The organism is Pseudomonas sp. NFACC41-3, assembly GCF_900109505.1.
Lineage (GTDB): Bacteria > Pseudomonadota > Gammaproteobacteria > Pseudomonadales > Pseudomonadaceae > Aquipseudomonas > Aquipseudomonas chlororaphis.
The window spans coordinates 1,048,519-1,065,499 of the sequence record NZ_FOAE01000001.1 but is presented as its reverse complement, the minus strand read 5'-3'; the positions used below and the strand labels follow the sequence as shown (position 1 = coordinate 1,065,499).

The 16,981-nt window shown below is 64.3% G+C and carries 13 protein-coding genes; 8 read left to right on the top strand and 5 right to left on the bottom strand.

Features of this window, described 5'->3' with window-relative positions; all coding sequences use genetic code 11:
* The first annotated feature begins 446 nt into the window (after positions 1–446).
* The 4 genes from acnB to BMY68_RS04825 all read left to right on the top strand — a co-directional run bounded on the left by acnB (position 447) and on the right by BMY68_RS04825 (position 5,433).
* The gene (gene acnB / locus BMY68_RS04840) at positions 447–3,047 is read left to right on the top strand and encodes a bifunctional aconitate hydratase 2/2-methylisocitrate dehydratase (RefSeq protein WP_009043435.1); all 2,601 of its coding nucleotides are present in this window, start codon (positions 447–449) and stop codon (positions 3,045–3,047) included.
* 359 nt (positions 3,048–3,406) lie between these two features.
* Positions 3,407–3,676, top strand: coding sequence for a hypothetical protein (locus BMY68_RS30250; RefSeq protein WP_085531313.1), 270 nt, complete (start codon positions 3,407–3,409; stop codon positions 3,674–3,676).
* A gap of 341 nt (positions 3,677–4,017) precedes the next feature.
* Entirely contained in the window at positions 4,018–4,743 is a 726-nt protein-coding gene (locus tag BMY68_RS04830) for an autoinducer binding domain-containing protein (protein WP_085531315.1), read from the top strand.
* A 30-nt stretch (positions 4,744–4,773) separates the two neighbouring features.
* The gene (locus BMY68_RS04825) at positions 4,774–5,433 is read left to right on the top strand and encodes an acyl-homoserine-lactone synthase (RefSeq protein WP_085531317.1); all 660 of its coding nucleotides are present in this window, start codon (positions 4,774–4,776) and stop codon (positions 5,431–5,433) included.
* Here the strand turns inward: BMY68_RS04825 and BMY68_RS04820 are convergent.
* The 5 genes from BMY68_RS04820 to BMY68_RS04800 all read right to left on the bottom strand — a co-directional run bounded on the left by BMY68_RS04820 (position 5,415) and on the right by BMY68_RS04800 (position 12,208).
* Positions 5,415–6,695 carry a serine/threonine transporter gene (locus BMY68_RS04820; RefSeq protein WP_009043431.1) on the bottom strand — a complete coding sequence of 427 codons (1,281 nt, stop codon included), beginning with the start codon at positions 6,693–6,695 and terminating at the stop codon, positions 5,415–5,417. The two genes, BMY68_RS04825 and BMY68_RS04820, sit on opposite strands and share 19 nt — an antisense overlap.
* Before the next feature lie 386 nt (positions 6,696–7,081).
* Positions 7,082–7,303, bottom strand: coding sequence for a formate dehydrogenase subunit delta (locus BMY68_RS04815; protein ID WP_085531319.1), 222 nt, complete (start codon positions 7,301–7,303; stop codon positions 7,082–7,084).
* Positions 7,300–10,176 carry a formate dehydrogenase subunit alpha gene (gene fdhF, locus BMY68_RS04810; protein ID WP_085531321.1) on the bottom strand — a complete coding sequence of 959 codons (2,877 nt, stop codon included), beginning with the start codon at positions 10,174–10,176 and terminating at the stop codon, positions 7,300–7,302. Before fdhF ends, BMY68_RS04815 begins: the two co-directional genes overlap by 4 nt.
* Positions 10,173–11,732 carry a formate dehydrogenase beta subunit gene (locus tag BMY68_RS04805; RefSeq protein ID WP_085531323.1) on the bottom strand — a complete coding sequence of 520 codons (1,560 nt, stop codon included), beginning with the start codon at positions 11,730–11,732 and terminating at the stop codon, positions 10,173–10,175. The genes fdhF and BMY68_RS04805 overlap by 4 nt, the downstream gene beginning before the upstream one ends.
* Positions 11,726–12,208, bottom strand: coding sequence for a formate dehydrogenase subunit gamma (locus BMY68_RS04800; protein ID WP_007923877.1), 483 nt, complete (start codon positions 12,206–12,208; stop codon positions 11,726–11,728). Before BMY68_RS04800 ends, BMY68_RS04805 begins: the two co-directional genes overlap by 7 nt.
* A 539-nt stretch (positions 12,209–12,747) precedes the next feature.
* Here BMY68_RS04800 and BMY68_RS04795 point away from each other — a divergent pair.
* The 4 genes from BMY68_RS04795 to BMY68_RS04780 all read left to right on the top strand — a co-directional run bounded on the left by BMY68_RS04795 (position 12,748) and on the right by BMY68_RS04780 (position 16,657).
* Entirely contained in the window at positions 12,748–13,287 is a 540-nt protein-coding gene (locus BMY68_RS04795) for a cysteine hydrolase family protein (protein WP_085531325.1), read from the top strand.
* A gap of 267 nt (positions 13,288–13,554) precedes the next feature.
* Positions 13,555–14,505 (top strand): 2-hydroxyacid dehydrogenase, encoded by a 951-nt coding sequence (locus BMY68_RS04790; protein WP_085531327.1) that lies wholly within the window; start codon positions 13,555–13,557, stop codon positions 14,503–14,505.
* A 279-nt stretch (positions 14,506–14,784) separates the two neighbouring features.
* Positions 14,785–15,852, top strand: a complete 1,068-nt coding sequence (locus tag BMY68_RS04785; RefSeq protein ID WP_009043417.1) for a phosphotransferase family protein — start codon at positions 14,785–14,787, stop codon at positions 15,850–15,852.
* Between the two features lie 37 nt (positions 15,853–15,889).
* Positions 15,890–16,657: an SDR family oxidoreductase gene (locus tag BMY68_RS04780; protein WP_007923881.1), complete on the top strand. Its 768-nt coding sequence runs from the start codon at positions 15,890–15,892 to the stop codon at positions 16,655–16,657.
* The last annotated feature ends 324 nt before the right edge of the window (positions 16,658–16,981 follow it).

The following is a 16,981-nucleotide window of genomic DNA, read 5'->3' as shown; positions in this document are numbered from 1 at the left end:
GTGCCAACGTGCGCGAGGCTGCGTTGCGGGATTTGCCAAGGGAACAACCATTGGCTGCATCCCGCGCCTTGCCTCGCACACGTTGGCCCAGCAACGCGGCTCGCCACCAAAGTCCAATAGACCCTGTCTTACCTTTAAATTTTTTTTGCCGTAGAATCAGCCAGCCTTTTTAGGCGCCAATGTCCGTTAGAAGCTGTTTTCAAAGCGTCACGAGCACAGTCGTTCCTTCAGAGCGGTGTTGGCGATGGGTCTTTCCAGCGGGGAAAGCCCAGCGCCAACCCTCATCAGCTCCCGTTCTGCAGGCGTAAAACTTTGAAAGCAGCTTCTGTAAGGAATTGCCGGTAATTCTGGCTAAGCGACCCATAACGTCACGCAGCGCATGAGTACGGCAATTTCGGGATGAGCGTCCCGGACACCCATTTGGGACCACTGATGAGGGTAATACTGTGCTTGAAGCCTACCGCAAACATATCGAAGAGCGTGCAGCCCTGGGTATCGTTCCCCAGCCGCTAAACGCCGAACAAACTGCAGGCCTGGTCGAGCTGCTGAAGAATCCCCCCGCTGGCGAAGAAGCCTTCCTCGTTGACCTGATCACCAATCGCGTTCCGCCAGGAGTCGACGAAGCCGCCTATGTGAAGGCCGGCTTCCTCTCCGCGCTGGCCAAAGGCGAAGCCAAATCCCCTCTGCTGGACAAGAAGCGCGCCGTTGAACTGCTGGGCACCATGCAGGGCGGCTACAACATCGTGACCCTGGTCGAACTGCTGGACGACGCCGAGCTGGCGCCGGTCGCGGCCGCACAGCTCAAGCACACCCTGCTGATGTTCGATGCCTTCCACGACGTCGCGGAAAAAGCCAAGAACGGCAACGTTCACGCCCAGGGCGTACTGCAATCCTGGGCCGACGGCGAGTGGTTCAAGAACCGCCCGGTACTGGCCGACAAGATCAGCCTGCGCGTGTTCAAGGTGACGGGCGAAACCAACACCGACGACCTGTCCCCTGCCCCGGATGCCTGGTCCCGTCCCGACATCCCGCTGCACGCCCTGGCCATGCTGAAAATGGCCCGTGACGGCATCGTTCCGGACGAGCAAGGCAAGACCGGCCCGATGAAGCAGATCGAGGAAATGCGCGGCCAAGGCTTCCCGATCGCCTACGTCGGCGACGTGGTCGGTACCGGTTCGTCGCGTAAATCGGCGACCAACTCCGTGCTGTGGTTCTTCGGCGACGACGTTCCTTACGTGCCGAACAAGCGCGCAGGCGGCTTCTGCTTCGGCAGCAAGATCGCACCGATCTTCTACAACACCATGGAAGACGCCGGCGCCCTGCCGATCGAATTCGACGTGTCGAAGATGAACATGGGCGACGTGATCGACCTGTACCCGCACGCCGGTAAAGTCACCAAGCACAACAGCGACGAAGTCCTGGCCACCTTCGAAATGAAGACCCCGGTCCTGCTCGACGAAGTCCGTGCCGGCGGCCGTATCCCGCTGATCATCGGCCGCGGCCTGACCGAGAAGGCCCGTACCGAACTGGGCCTGCCACCTTCGGACCTGTTCAAGAAGCCGGAAGCGCCGGCCGAAAGCACCAAGGGCTTCACCCTGGCGCAGAAAATGGTCGGCAAGGCGTGCGGCGTGAAAGGCGTGCGCCCAGGCACCTACTGCGAACCGAAGATGACCACCGTCGGCTCCCAGGACACCACTGGCCCGATGACCCGTGACGAACTGAAGGACCTGGCTTGCCTGGGCTTCTCCACCGATCTGGTGATGCAGTCGTTCTGCCACACCGCGGCCTATCCGAAGCCGATCGACGTCACCACCCACCACACCCTGCCTGACTTCATCATGACCCGTGGCGGCGTGTCCCTGCGTCCGGGCGACGGCATCATCCACAGCTGGCTGAACCGCATGCTGCTGCCGGACACCGTCGGCACCGGTGGCGACTCCCACACCCGCTTCCCGATCGGCATCTCGTTCCCGGCCGGTTCCGGCCTGGTGGCCTTCGCCGCCGCCACTGGCGTCATGCCGCTGGACATGCCGGAATCGATCCTGGTCCGTTTCAAGGGCAAGCTGCAGCCTGGCGTCACCCTGCGTGACCTGGTCCATGCCATCCCTTACTACGCGATCCAGAAAGGCCTGCTGACCGTCGAGAAGAAAGGCAAGAAGAACGCCTTCTCCGGCCGCATCCTGGAGATCGAAGGTCTGGAAACCCTGACCGTCGAGCAAGCCTTCGAACTGTCCGACGCCTCGGCCGAACGTTCGGCTGCCGGTTGCACCATCAAGCTGTCCAAAGAGTCGATCGCCGAATACCTGCAGTCGAACATCACCCTGCTGCGCTGGATGATCGGCGAAGGCTACGGCGATGCCCGCACCCTGGAGCGTCGCGCCCAGGCGATGGAAGCCTGGCTGGCCAACCCTGAGCTGCTGGAAGCCGACAAGGACGCCGAATACGCCGAAGTCATCGAGATCGACCTGGCCGACGTCAAGGAGCCTGTGCTCTGCGCGCCGAACGACCCGGACGACGCTCGCCTGCTCTCCAGTGTCGCTGGCGAGAAGATCGACGAAGTGTTCATCGGTTCCTGCATGACCAACATCGGTCACTTCCGCGCTGCCGGTAAGCTGCTGGATCAGGTCAAGGGCCAGCTGCCAACCCGTCTGTGGCTGTCGCCGCCGACCAAGATGGACGCTCACCAGCTGACCGAAGAAGGCTACTACGGCATCTACGGCAAGGCTGGCGCGCGCATGGAAATGCCGGGCTGCTCGCTGTGCATGGGTAACCAGGCCCGCGTCGAGCCGAACTCCACCGTGGTTTCGACTTCGACCCGTAACTTCCCGAACCGTCTGGGTGACGGCGCGAACGTCTACCTGGCTTCGGCCGAGCTGGCGTCCGTTGCGTCCATCCTGGGTCGCCTGCCGACCGTCGAGGAGTACATGGAATACGCCGGCAAGATCGACAGCATGGCAGCGGACGTGTACCGCTACCTGAGCTTCGACCAGATCGCCGAGTTCCGTGAGGCTGCCGCGAACGCCAAGATTCCGGTGGTTCAAGCCTAAGGCTGCAAGGCAATGAAGAACGCCGCGTATCCCACGACGATACGCGGCGTTTTTTTATCCCGGCGATCCGCTCGCTAGTCGCTCTGGCGGCAGAACGCCAGGCGTCTTTACCTACCAGATCTGGTAGTTGTTAGCCCTCCCCCGCCCTTGCTAAAAATCACGCCACTGCCAACGGCGCCCGACGCTCGCCCGAATGTCGAACGCTGCCTGCTTGCCACGGGCCTTGGGATGACAGCTGTCAACCCGCGCCGATCGTTCGAAGCGCTCACACGACTATAAAAACATTCCGCGCACGACAGCTGGATCTCAGCTGCCGCGGATTCTTTCGCCCCGTCAAAAGCAACAAATGGAGGTGTGCTATGTGGCGTAACCATTGTGTGATCGAGAAAGCGTTCAACGACTACCCCAGGCATGTCGACCAACCGGGCAACGACCCGCAGCGCAAGACTCATGTGCGCGATTGCCGCTTCGCGGTGGTCGAGGACTGCGGGCATTTTCTCGACCTGGAATCGAGAACCGCCGCCGACAGCGTGCATCGCGCCCTGCTCGCCCCGTTGCTGCCGAGCGCCCGGGCAGCCCGCGAGCCAGCCACCGCTGTGGAACCCATCACCCGCCTGCGCTTTGCCTGAAGCTGTCCCCTGCCCCTTGGCCAGAGACGGCCAGAACACTCAAGGAAAAGAGTTATGCGCATGCTCGCCAGCGGTTTTGCCGGGGAGGTCTTTTGCCCTTATCGGCCTGGCCAGTGCCTTTGCGGCACCCCGCCACACAGTGACATAGCGCCGCAGGCCAGCCTTGGCCGTGAGCCCCCTCCACGCCTACCACCGCCCGAATTGCCGGCCCCGCACCCGGGTGGCCTGGTGCAGAGCGCCGGATCAGGGCCGTTGCGAGGTTTCCTATGAATTTCATGAATATTGACAGCGTATTGCCCTGGACTAGATTCCCTGACGTGCAAGGAATCAAGGCGAACGCCATGGAGAAACGACAGGATTTCATGCACTGGTGGAACGACCTGCGCATGGAGATGCTCAAGCAACAGGAGAGCGCACAGGTCTTTGCGCTGCTGGAACGGGAAGTCCGGTCCCTGGGGTTTGATTTTTACGCTTACGGAGTCAGGCATTCGATCCCCTTCACCCGCCCGAAAATCGACATCTATGGCTCTTATCCGCAAGCCTGGGTGGAGCGTTACCAGCAACAGAACTACGCCGCGATCGACCCGACGATCCTCAACGGCCTGCGCTCCACGGAAATGGTGGTCTGGAGCGACGCCTTGTTCGGCAAAGGCTCGGTGTTGTGGGGCGAGGCCCGGGAATGGGGCTTGCGGGTGGGCGCGACCTTGCCCATCCACACGCCCGACAGTGCCCTGAGCGTGTTGTCGGTGGCCCGTGAATGCACGGCGATCAGCGCCGTGGAACTGGAAGAAATCCGCCTGCGCCTGCGCTGCATCATCGAACTGGCGACCATGCGCCTCGGCGAACTCGGGCACCCCAGCAGCCAGGCCGAACAGCTGGAGCTGAGCGCGCGCGAGCGGGAAATCCTGCAATGGACGGCCGACGGCAAGAGCTCCGGGGAGATCGCCCTGATCCTGGGCATCTCGGTGAATACCGTGAACTTCCACCTCAAGGTCATCCAGAAGAAATTCGGCGCGGCCAACAAGACCCTGGCCGCCGCCTACGCCGCCGTCCTGGGGCTGATCTGACGCTTCACCCGACGATAAGGATATCGCCCCATGATCACTGTGATTTCACGGCATGAAAGCCAGCTTTCGCCGGCCCTGCGCGACGACCTCGGCCGCTATCGCCATGCGGTCTTCATCAAGCAATTGGGTTGGCGACTGCCCTCCAGCGCCAGCCAGTGCGGGCAGGAGCTCGATCAGTTCGACCACGCCGACACCCGCTACACCCTGGCGCTGGACAGCGAGGAAAAGGTCCACGGCTGCGCCCGCTTGCTGCCGACCACCCAGCCCTATCTGCTGGCGGACGTGTTCGGTTTTCTCTGCGACCGGCCCTTGCCGCGCCAGCACGACACCTGGGAAATCTCGCGTTTCGCCGCCTCGGCGCTGGAAGGCGGCAAGCTGCCGATGCGGGTGTTCTGGCACACCCTGCACACCGCCTGGACCCTGGGGGCGAACTCGGTGGTGGCGGTGACCACGCCGGCGCTGGAGCGTTATTTCCTGCGCCATGGCGTGGCGCTGACCCGGCTCGGCCAGCCGCAACGGGTCAACCGCGACCACTTGCTGGCCCTGGACTTTGCGGCCTACCAGAAAAACGGCCGCGCCGCGCTTTATGCGCAGTCAGCGGCCGTGGCTTCGCTGAATCAGGCATTTTTGCGCGGCAACCCACCGCCAACGCGCGGTGGGCCGCCGGCGGGTCAGGCGCTCAGGGAGTAGACCAGCGCGGTGATGGCCACCAGGCCGACCAGGGTGACGAACACGTTGGAGGCCTGGCCGCGGTAGCGGGCCATGGCCGGCACCTTGCGGATGGCGTACATCGGCATCAGGAACAGGATGGCCGCGATGACCGGGCCGCCCAGGGTTTCGATCATCCCGAGGATGCTCGGGTTGAGCGTGGCGACTATCCAGCACACCACCAGCATGAAGGCCGCGGTCATGCGGTCCAGGGCCTTGGCGCCCGGGCGGCGGCCGCTTTTCACGATCAACCCCTTGAGGCCTTCGCTGGCACCGATGTAGTGGCCCAGGAACGACTTGGCGATGGCCACGAACGCGATCAACGGCGCGGCGAAGGCGATGGTCGGGTTGCTGAAGTGGTTGGCCAGGTACGACAGGATCGACAGGTTCTGCGCCTTGGCCTCGGCCAGTTGGGCCGGCGACAGGGTCAGCACGCAGCTGAAGACGAAGAACAGCACCATCGCCACCATCAGCAGGTGGGCGCGGGACAGGATCTGCGAGCTGCGCTCTTCGGCGTGGGCGCCATACCGGCGCTTCTGGTCCACGGCAAAGGCCGAGATGATCGGCGAGTGGTTGAACGAGAACACCATGACCGGGATCGCCAGCCACAGGGTGTGCAGGAACGCCGAAGGCTCAGGCAGGGTACTGGCGGTGCTGAGGATGCCGCCGTTCCAGTGCGGAATCAGGAACACCGCGAGGAACAGCAAGGCGACGATGAACGGGTAGACCATCAGGCTCATAGCCTTGACGATCACCTGCTCGCCGCAGCGCACCACGGCCAGCAGGCCGAGGATCAGCACCAGCGATAGCACGGCGCGCGGCGGCGGCATGATGTGCAGCTGGTGCTCCATGAAGCTGCCCACGGTGTTGGTCAGGGCCACGCTGTAGATCAGCAGGATCGGGAAGATGGCGAAGAAGTACAGCAAGGTGATCAGGGCGCCGGCCTTGATCCCGAAATGCTCCTCCACCACTTCGGTGATGTCCGCGCCGTCACGCCCGGAAAGCACGAAGCGGGTCAGGCCGCGGTGGGCGAAGAAGGTCATCGGAAAGGCCAGCAGCGCCAGGACCAGCAGCGGCCAGAAGCCGCCCAGGCCAGCGTTGATCGGCAAAAACAGGGTGCCAGCGCCGATGGCGGTGCCGAACAGGCCCAGCATCCAGGTAGTGTCTTGGCGATTCCAGCTAGCTAGGGTCGCTGGGGCTGCCGCTTCAAAGCGTTGATCAACGCTGTTGGCCTGATCATTCATCCGGTGGGATCTCCACATTCCGGTCATTTGCCACTCGGCCAGGGCGCGTCGGAGTACCCGACAGACAGAGCCCTCGCCGAAACAGGGGCGCGATTGTCCGGGATTACTCACCAGAAGCAAAGACTTAGCTGAGGAACGGTTTGCCGGTGCAGATGTCTGGAGCGCGGTTTTGCGGGGTCGGGCACAAGGTTTCATTGATCTGTGGCAAGCGCTGGCCCCGGGTTTCGGCTGGCCTGCGTGCCGGGCGCGCGGATCATCATCCCCATCGGCATGCCCCTGAAGACAGCAGGTGTGCCCGTCAAACGCAGAAGCCAGGGCAAGGCCCTGGCTTCTGGTTAACTGCAACGAGGCGGTCCGGTTCAAGGTGTGCCCGCCATCGGCAAACGCTAGGTCTGCGCTTCCTCTTCCTTCAACGCCGCCTGCACCAGGGGGTGCAGCGCCGCGCCGGGGTGTGTCACCTCCCAGGCGGTCAACTCTCTGCGCATGGCCGGCGTCCAGAAGCTTTTCAGGTGCTGGCGCACGCTACGCACTGCCTGGGCCTTGTCCGGTTCGCTGGCGAAGAACTGGGCAATCTGGTTGGCCATCTTGATCAGGCTTTCGCTGCTCATCGGCGCACCTCGGCTTTCTCGGCGTGACGACGCTCCCGCAGCAGGCGCCCCTGTTCATCACTGAACGCCTGATAGCGCTTCTGCCATTCGGAAGGCTGGTTGACCCGCACGACTTCCACCGCCGTCACCTTGTATTCCGGGCAGTTGGTGGCCCAGTCGGAGTTGTCGGTGGTGATCACGTTGGCGCCCGATTCCGGGAAGTGGAAGGTGGTGTAGACCACCCCCGGTGCCACCCGCTCGCTGACCTTGGCCCGCAGCACCGTCTGCCCGGCGCGACTGCCGATGCCGACCCAATCGCCATCGACGATGCCGCGGTTCTCGGCGTCGGTCGGGTGGATTTCCAGGCGATCCTCCTCGTGCCAGGCCACGTTGTCGGTGCGCCGGGTCTGGGCGCCGACGTTGTACTGGCTGAGGATGCGCCCGGTGGTCAGCAGCAATGGGTAGCGGCTGTTGACCTTCTCCTCGGTGGGCACGTAGCCGGTGAGCATGAAGCGGCCCTTGCCGCGCACGAACTCATCGATGTGCATGGTCGGCGTACCGTCCGGCGCGGCATCGTTGCATGGCCATTGCAGGCTGCCGTGCCGGTCCAGCTCGGTGTAGCTGACGCGGTGGAAGGTCGGCGTCAGGCGCGCGATCTCATCCATGATCTCCGATGGGTGGTTGTACTGCATTTTATAGCCCAGGGCCTCGGCCAGGGCGATGGTGGCCTCCCAGTCGGCCTTGCCGGCCAGCGGCTCCATCACCTTGCGCACCCGCGAGATGCGGCGCTCGGCGTTGGTGAAGGTGCCGTCCTTCTCGAGGAAGGAGCTGCCCGGCAGGAACACATGGGCGAACTTGGCCGTCTCGTTGAGGAAGATGTCCTGCACCACCACGCACTCCATGGCCGTCAGGGCGGCGGTCACGTGCTGGGTGTTGGGGTCGCTCTGGGCGATGTCCTCGCCCTGGCAGTAGAGTGCCTTGAAGGTGCCGTCCAGGGCCGCCTCGAACATATTGGGGATGCGCAGGCCCGGGTCGGGTTGCAGGGTCACGTTCCAGGCCTGTTCGAACTCGGCGCGCACCGCCTCGTTGGAAATATGCCGATAACCAGGCAGCTCGTGGGGGAAGGAACCCATGTCGCAGGAGCCCTGGACGTTGTTCTGCCCGCGCAGCGGGTTGACCCCGACACCCTCGCGGCCGATGTTGCCGGTGACCATCGCCAGGTTGGCGATGCCCATCACCGAGGTGCTGCCCTGGCTGTGCTCGGTGACGCCCAGGCCGTAGTAGATGGCCGCGTTGCCGCCGGTGGCGTAAAGCCGCGCGGCGTCGCGGATCTGTCTGGCCGGCACCCCGCAAATCGGCCCCAGGACCTCGGGGGAATTCTCCGCCAGGCTGACGAAATCGCGCCAGCGGGCGAAGTCCGCCGCTTCGCAGCGCTGATCGACGAAAGGCTGGTTGACCAGGCCCTCGGTGACGATCACATGGGCCAATGCGTTGAGCATGGCCACGTTGGTGCCCGGACGCAGCTGCAAATGCAAGTCGGCACGGGCATGGGGCGAATCCACCAGGTCGATGCGTCGTGGGTCGATGACGATCAGCCGCGCGCCCTGGCGCAGGCGGCGCTTGAGCTGGGAGCCGAATACCGGGTGCGCATCGGTAGGGTTGGCGCCCATCACCAGGATGACGTCGGCCTGCATCACCGAGTCGAAACTCTGGGTGCCGGCGGATTCGCCCAGCGTCTGCTTGAGGCCGTAGCCGGTGGGCGAATGGCAGACCCGGGCGCAGGTGTCGACGTTGTTGTTGCCAAAGGCGGTGCGCACCAGCTTCTGCACCAGGTAGGTCTCTTCGTTGGTGCAACGGCTGGAGGTGATACCGCCGATGGAGTCGCGCCCGTATTTCAGCTGGATGCGGCGCAACTCGCTGGCCGCGTAGGTGACCGCCTCTTCCCAGCTGACTTCTTGCCACGGATCGCTGATGTGCTTGCGGATCATCGGCTTGGTGATGCGGTCCGGGTGGGTGGCGTAGCCCCAGGCGAAGCGGCCCTTGACGCAGGAATGGCCGTGGTTGGCCTGGCCGTTCTTGTCCGGGACCATGCGCACCAGTTGCTCGCCTTTCATTTCGGCGCGGAAGGAGCAACCCACGCCGCAGTAGGCGCAGGTGGTGATAACGCTGCGCTCGGGCTGGCCGATTTCCACCACGCTCTTTTCCATCAGGGTGGCGGTCGGGCAGGCCTGCACGCAGGCGCCGCAGGACACGCACTCGGAGTCGAGGAAATTGTCGCCGCCGGCCGCCGCCACCCGGGAATCGAAGCCGCGCCCGCTGATGGTCAGGGCGAAGGTGCCCTGGGTTTCCTCACAGGCACGCACGCAGCGGTTGCAGACGATGCACTTGCTCGGGTCGTAGTCGAAATAGGGGTTGGAGACGTCCTTCTGTTCGTCCAGGTGGTTGGCGCCCTCGTAGCCGTAGCGCACTTCCCGCAGGCCCACCTGCCCCGCCACCGTCTGCAACTCGCAGTTGCCGTTGGCCGAGCAGGTCAGGCAGTCCAGCGGGTGGTCGGAGATATACAGCTCCATCACGTTGCGCCGCAGGCTGGCGAGCTTGGAAGTCTGGGTGTGGACGACCATGCCCTCGGTCACCGGCGTGGTGCAGGAGGCCGGATAACCGCGCATGCCCTCGATCTCCACCAGGCACATGCGGCAGGAGCCGAAGGCTTCCAGGCTGTCGGTGGCGCAGAGTTTGGGAATGGTGGTGCCGAGCAACGCCGCGGCGCGCATCACTGAGGTGCCGGAAGCGACGCTGATCTCGCGGCCGTCGATGGTCAGGCTGACCTGTACCGCGCTTTCGCGGGCCGGGGTGCCGAGGTCGATATCACTGGTAGGGTCGAAGATATTGATCATTGGTCGGCCTCCGTGGTCGCCAGACCGAAGTCGGCGGGAAAGTGCTTGAGGGCGCTGGCGACGGGGTAGGAAGTCATCCCGCCCAGGGCACAGAGCGAGCCGTATTGCAGGGTGTCGCAGAGGTCTTGCAGCAGCAGCGCCTGTTCCTCACGGGCCGCGGCGTCGGTGCTGGCGATCAAGCGGTCCACCACCTCCACCCCACGGGTCGAGCCGATCCGGCACGGCGTGCACTTGCCGCAGGATTCCTCGGCGCAGAACTGCAAGGCGAAACGGGCCATGTGGGCCATGTCCAGGCTGTCGTCGGCAACCACCACGCCACCGTGGCCGAGCATTGCGCCCATGGCGGCGAACGCCTCATAGTCCAGCGGCGTATCGAACTGCGCGGGGGGCACCCAGGCCCCCAGCGGCCCGCCCACTTGCGCCGCCTTCAATGGCCGGCCGCTGGCGGTACCGCCGCCATAACCTTCCACCAGCTCGCGCAGGCTCAGGCCGAAGGCGCGTTCCACCAGGCCCGCCTGGCGGACGTTGCCGGCCAGCTGGAACGGCATGGTGCCCAGGGAACGCCCCATGCCGAAGTCGCGATAGAACTGCGCGCCCTTCTCCAGGATGATCGGCACCGAGGCCAGGGTCAGCACGTTGTGCACCAGCGTTGGCAAGCCGAACAGGCCCTGCAGGGCCGGCAGCGGCGGCTTGGCGCGAACCGTGCCGCGCTTGCCCTCGAGGGATTCCAGCAGCGCCGTTTCCTCACCGCAGATGTAGGCACCGGCGCCCACCCGTACGTCCAGGTCGAAGGGACGGCCGCTACCGCCGACGTTCGCCCCCAGGTAACCGGCGTCGCGGGCGATGCGCAGGGCCTCGTTCAGGGTGCCGATGGCGTCCGGGTATTCCGAGCGCACGTAGATATAGCCCTTGCTGGCCCCCACGGCGATGCCGGCGATGATCATGCCTTCGATCAGCAGGAAGGGGTCGCCTTCCATCAGCATGCGGTCGGCGAAGGTGCCGGAGTCGCCTTCATCGGCGTTACAGACCACGTACTTCTGGGCACCCGCGGCTTCGCGCACGGTGCGCCACTTGATCCCCGCCGGAAAGGCCGCGCCTCCCCGGCCGCGCAGGCCGGAGTCGAGCACGCTGGCAACCACCTGCGCGCCCTCCATCTGGATGGCCCGGGCCAGGCCCTGGAAACCGCCGTGGGTGCGGTAGTCGTCCAGGGACAGCGGTTGGGTGATGCCGGCCCGAGCGAACAGCAGGCGCTGCTGGCTCTGCAGATAAGGGATCTGCTCCACCGGCCCCAGGGCCAACGGATGGCTGCCAGGGTCGCGCGCCAGGGCGTCGAGCAGGCTCGGCACGTCCTCCGGAGTCAGGGGACCGAAACCCAGGCGGCCGTCGGCGCTGTCCAGTTCCAGCAGCGGCTCCAGCCAATAGAGGCCACGGGAGCTGGTGCGGCACAGCTCCAAGGGCAGTTGTCGACGTTCGGCCTCACGCACCAGCGCCACGGCCACCTTGTCCGCGCCCACGGCACGGGCCACCGAGTCGCGGGGGATATAGAGCTTCAGCATGCGCCATCCTCCAGGCAGCCACTCACCAGCTGGCGCAGACGCTCGGGGGTGATCCGGGCGTGCAGCTCGCCGTCCAGTTCCAGGGCCGGCGAACAGGCGCAGGCCCCCAGGCAGTAGACCGGTCGCAGGTTGATACTGCCGTCGGCGGTGGTGCCATGGTCGTCCAGCAACAGTTGTTCGCGCAGCTGCGCAGCCAGGCGTTCGGCGCCCCGGCTCTGGCAGGACTCGGCCCGGCACAGGCGCAGGGTATGGCGCGCGGGCGGCGTGGTACGGAAATCGTGGTAGAAGCTGATCACGCCGTGCACTTCAGCCAGGCTGAGGTTGAGGGCATGGGCGATCTCGGGGATGGCGGTGTCGGGAATGTACCCGCAACCGTCCTGAATGGCGTGGAGAATGGGCAACAAGGCACCGGGGGTGTCCTTTTCGCGCTCCAACACGCTGTGAATCAGAGGCAGGTGAAGCGTGTCATCAGACATAAACGTACCTCGGCATCTCGAACGACATCGCTACATAGCGGTAGCCGTCCGGAGTCTTCGGCTGCAGCGCCCGGCCACGTCACGGAGGCGTGGATTGTCGGTCGCCATTCTTGCTCTCCGGCCAAATGTCTTGGCGCACCGGGTCCGGGGCATCCTGGAAGCTTGCCCATCGCCATGGTCCGGCGATTGCACCCAGGCGACCCATCGTGTCCTGAAAGCGACCTGCTGGTCAGGAGCGCTGACCCGCCTGCGCTCAAGAAGCTGAAGCAAGGTCAGCGTCATCCACGGGGATGTCGATTACGCCCACGCCCGGCCCAAACAAGCATCCCCTCGGATTGACAGTGGGCGAACCCCGGCCCCATGATCGGCGCCATGAATCTCTTCCCGCGCCACCTCACCCGCACGACCACCACGACCGCTTCCGGCGGGTCGTGTGGTCGCTGCATGAGCTGACAACAGCGCAGTCGAACCCAAGGCCCCGCCAGCAATGGACGGGGCCTTTTGTTTCTCCGTCCAGCTGGCTCACAAGGAGAAACACCATGCCGTCACCCCAGGCCCAGCGCCCCGCCCTATTGATCGTCGACATGCAGGTCGGCCTGTTTCACGGGCCAGAGCAGCCCTTCGAGGGGCAGCGCGTGCTCGACAACATCAACCAGTTGATCCACCGCGCCCGGCAGGCCGACGCGCCGGTGATCGCCGTGCGCCATACCGGCCCGCAAGGCTCGCCCATCGCCGCCGGCAGCGCGCCGTGGCAACTGCTGGCGCAATTGCAACTCGAGGCCGGCGATCGGCGGCTGGACAAAACCCGCCCCAATTGTTTTGTCGGCACCGGGCTGGCCGAACACCTGCGGGCGGCGCAGGTCGATGAGCTGGTGATCGTCGGCATGAAAACCCAGTACTGCATCGACGCCACCTGCCGCGCCGCCCTGGACCTGGGGTTCGCCGCCGTGCTGGCGGAGGACGCCCATACCTGCATGGACACGCCGCTGCTCTCGGCCAAAGCCATCATCGACCACCACAACGCGACCCTGGACGGCGCCTTTGTCCGGCGAGTGAAAACCGCCGATATCCGCTTCTGAATGCCCTCTCTGCAGGAGCGAGGCAGAGTTGAGATTGCTTCTGCAGGAGCCAAGCTTGCTGGCGATAAGGCCCTCGAGGGCGGCGACGCTCTCCAGGCCGCGGTCGCGGGAAAAACCCGCGACCGCGCCTTGCCAAAGCACCCTGCAATCCGCAATCTTGAGCGCTTGAGTGGTTTATCACGGTACCGCAGCTCCAGGAGCTGTACGCCGGTTGCCATCGCTGCGCCGTACGCCGTCCGTCCCTCTTCAGTCCTTCAGGAGACACGCATGCCCGCCACCGTTCTGGTCCTCGTCGAAACCATCAATGACTACCTGTGGATCCTGGAAAACCAGGGCTTCCACCTGATCCTCGCGCCGACGCCCAGCGAGCGGGCGGACGCCATCAGGGCCCATGCCGGGCAGATCAACGCGGTGCTCACCCGTGGTCCGCTGGGCCTGAGCGCCGAAGAAATCACCGCCCTGCCGCACCTGGAAATCATCTGTGTGATCGGCGCCGGCTACGAGCAGGTCGACCTGCAGGCGGCGAGCAACCGTGGCATAGCGGTGAGCAACGGCGCCGGGGTCAACGCCTCGTCGGTGGCCGACCATGCCATGGCCCTGCTGCTGTCGCTGGTGCGTGACATCCCCCGCGCCGATGCCGCCGTGCGGCGTGGCGAATGGCCGAAAGTCATGCGTCCGTCCCTGGCCGGCAAGCGCCTGGGCGTGCTCGGCCTCGGCGCCGTCGGCCTGGCCATCGCCAAGCGCTGCGCCAATGGCTTCGACATGAGCGTCAGCTACCACAACCGGCAGATCCGCAGCGACGTGCCCTACAGTTTCTGCCCGACCCCGACCGAACTGGCGCGGCACTCGGACTTCCTGGTGGTCGCCACGCCCGGCGGCATAGGCACTCGCCAACTGATCGACAAAGCCGTGCTGCAGGCCCTGGGGCCGGAGGGTTTCCTGGTGAACATCGCCCGCGCCAGCGTGGTGAACACCGCCGACCTGCTGCAGGCCCTGGAACAACGCAGCATCGCCGGCGCGGCCCTGGATGTATTCGACGACGAACCGCGGGTGCCGGACGCCTTGAAGACCCTGAACAATGTGGTGCTGACGCCCCACGTCGCCGGGCTGTCGCCGGAAGCGACCCAGGCCACGGTGGAGCTGGTGGGCAAGAACCTCGTCGCCCACTTCAGCGGCCAGCCGCTGTTGACCCCCATCGCCCTGCCTGCCCCGAACTGAACCAGGCGTCGCCACAGACGCCACGCAGGCCATGCCCCGCGCTGGGCGCCTTCGGCGCTACGCAGAAACAGTGCCGTGCGCCGCTCCGGTCGGAATACTCATTCAGGCCCGGCGAACTGGACTAGAGTCAAGCCGGGCCCATTCAAACGCTTGTATCAAAAGCAATGATTGCCCGGCAACACGCTCACCTATAAAGGCCTTCGGCGATTGTGGCGCTCAGGTGGGCGCATTAGATTAGCCAATAATCTCTGGCCTCCAGAATAAGCAGAAGGGATAAGCATGGCGCTTACTGACCAGTCCACCCGTACTCGCTCCGGCGAGGAACTCGATGCCAACCTGATCGATCCGTACCTCAAGGCGCATATTCCTGGCCTGACCGGCACCCCGCAGATCAGCCAGTTTCCGGGCGGCGCTTCGAACCTGACCTACCTGCTGGAATACCCCGGGCAGGAATTCGTCCTGCGCCGCCCGCCCTTCGGCCACAAGGCCAAGTCGGCCCACGACATGGGCCGCGAATACCGCATCCTCAACCAGCTCAAGGACGGCTTTCCGTATTGCCCGAAAGCCTATGTGCACTGCACCGACGAATCGGTGATCGGCGCCGAGTTCTATGTGATGGAGCGGGTCAAGGGCATCATCCTGCGCTCCGACCTGCCGCCGGAGCTGGGTTTCGACGCGGCCAGGACCGAAGCCCTGTGCAAGAGCTTCATCGACAAGTTCGTCGAGCTGCACCGCGTCGACTACAAGGCCTGCGGCCTGAGCGACCTGGGCAAGCCCGAAGGTTATGTGCAACGCCAGATCAAGGGCTGGAGCGACCGCTACGAGAAAGCCCTGACCCCGGATGCGCCCAAGTGGGAAGCGGTCAAGGCCTGGCTCAACGACAAGATGCCGGCCGATCACCCGACCTCCAGCATCGTGCACAACGATTACCGCTTCGACAACGTGATCCTCGACCCGGCCAACCCGATGCAGATCATCGGCGTGCTGGACTGGGAGCTGACCACCCTCGGCGATCCGCTGATGGACCTGGGCAACACCCTGGCCTACTGGATCGAAGCCGGCGACCCGGCGCCGGTGCAACTGATGCGCCGCCAGCCGAGCAACGCCCCGGGCATGCTGACTCGCCAGCAGTTCGTCGACTACTACGCCGAACGCGCCGGCATCCAGATCGGCAATTTCGACTTCTACTACACCTACGGCCTGTTCCGCCTGGCCGGCATCGTGCAGCAGATCTACTACCGCTTCTTCCATGGCCAGACCCAGGACAAACGCTTCGCGCAGTTCATTCACATGAACAAGCTGCTGGAGCAGATGAGCCTGCAGGTCATCAAGAAATCCAGCCTCTGATCGTCCCGACGCGCCAGGCACACAATAAGGAAAAACCATGTCCAAGACCCAGTTGTTCGACCTCGACGGCAAGATCGCTTTCGTCTCCGGCGCCAGCCGCGGCATCGGTGAAGCCATCGCCAAGCTGCTGGCCCAGCAAGGCGCCCATGTGATTGTCTCGAGCCGCAAGCTCGAAGGCTGCCAGCATGTGGCCGATGCCATCGTCGCCGCTGGCGGCAAGGCCACCGCCATCGCCTGCCATATCGGCGAGATGGAGCAGATCAGCCAGGTGTTCGCCGGCATCCGCGAACAGTTCGGGCGCCTGGACATCCTGGTCAACAACGCTGCCACCAACCCGCAGTTCTGCAACGTGCTGGACACTGACCTCGGCGCCTTCCAGAAAACCGTCGACGTGAATATCCGCGGCTACTTCTTCATGTCGGTGGAGGCCGGCAAGCTGATGCGCGACAACGGCGGCGGCAGCATCATCAACGTGGCCTCGATCAACGGCGTGTCCCCCGGCATCTTCCAGGGTATCTACTCGGTGACCAAGGCCGCGGTGATCAACATGACCAAGGTCTTCGCCAAGGAATGCGCGCAGTTCGGCATCCGCTGCAACGCCCTGCTGCCGGGCCTGACCGACACCAAGTTCGCCTCGGCGCTGGTGAAGAACGACGCCATCCTCAAGACCGCCCTGGCGCAGATCCCCCTCAAGCGCGTGGCCGACCCGAGCGAAATGGCCGGCGCCGTGCTCTACCTGGCCAGCGATGCCTCGAGCTACACCACGGGCGTGTCGCTGAACGTGGACGGCGGTTTCCTTTCCTGATCGACCTTCGCAATACAACAAAGGCAGCCTGCGGGCTGCCTTTTTATTGCCCGGCACCCACACCTCGCCCCAACCTTTCTCAAACAGAAAACCAAACCTGTCACAGTTCTGGTATCAAGTTCGTAGCACTCTATAAATATTTTGTTACAAGCTCATTTGTCATGCTATAACCCTCTCGCAGTTAGTTTTCTGCAACACCACTCATGTGAAAAACCATTGTTTGAAAACAGCGGAGGTCGATGTGTGTCTTAAAGAAAAACAACTTGAGGATCAACAACTGACCATTCGTTGATTGTCGACCTCTTAATATGTACCACCTAGTGA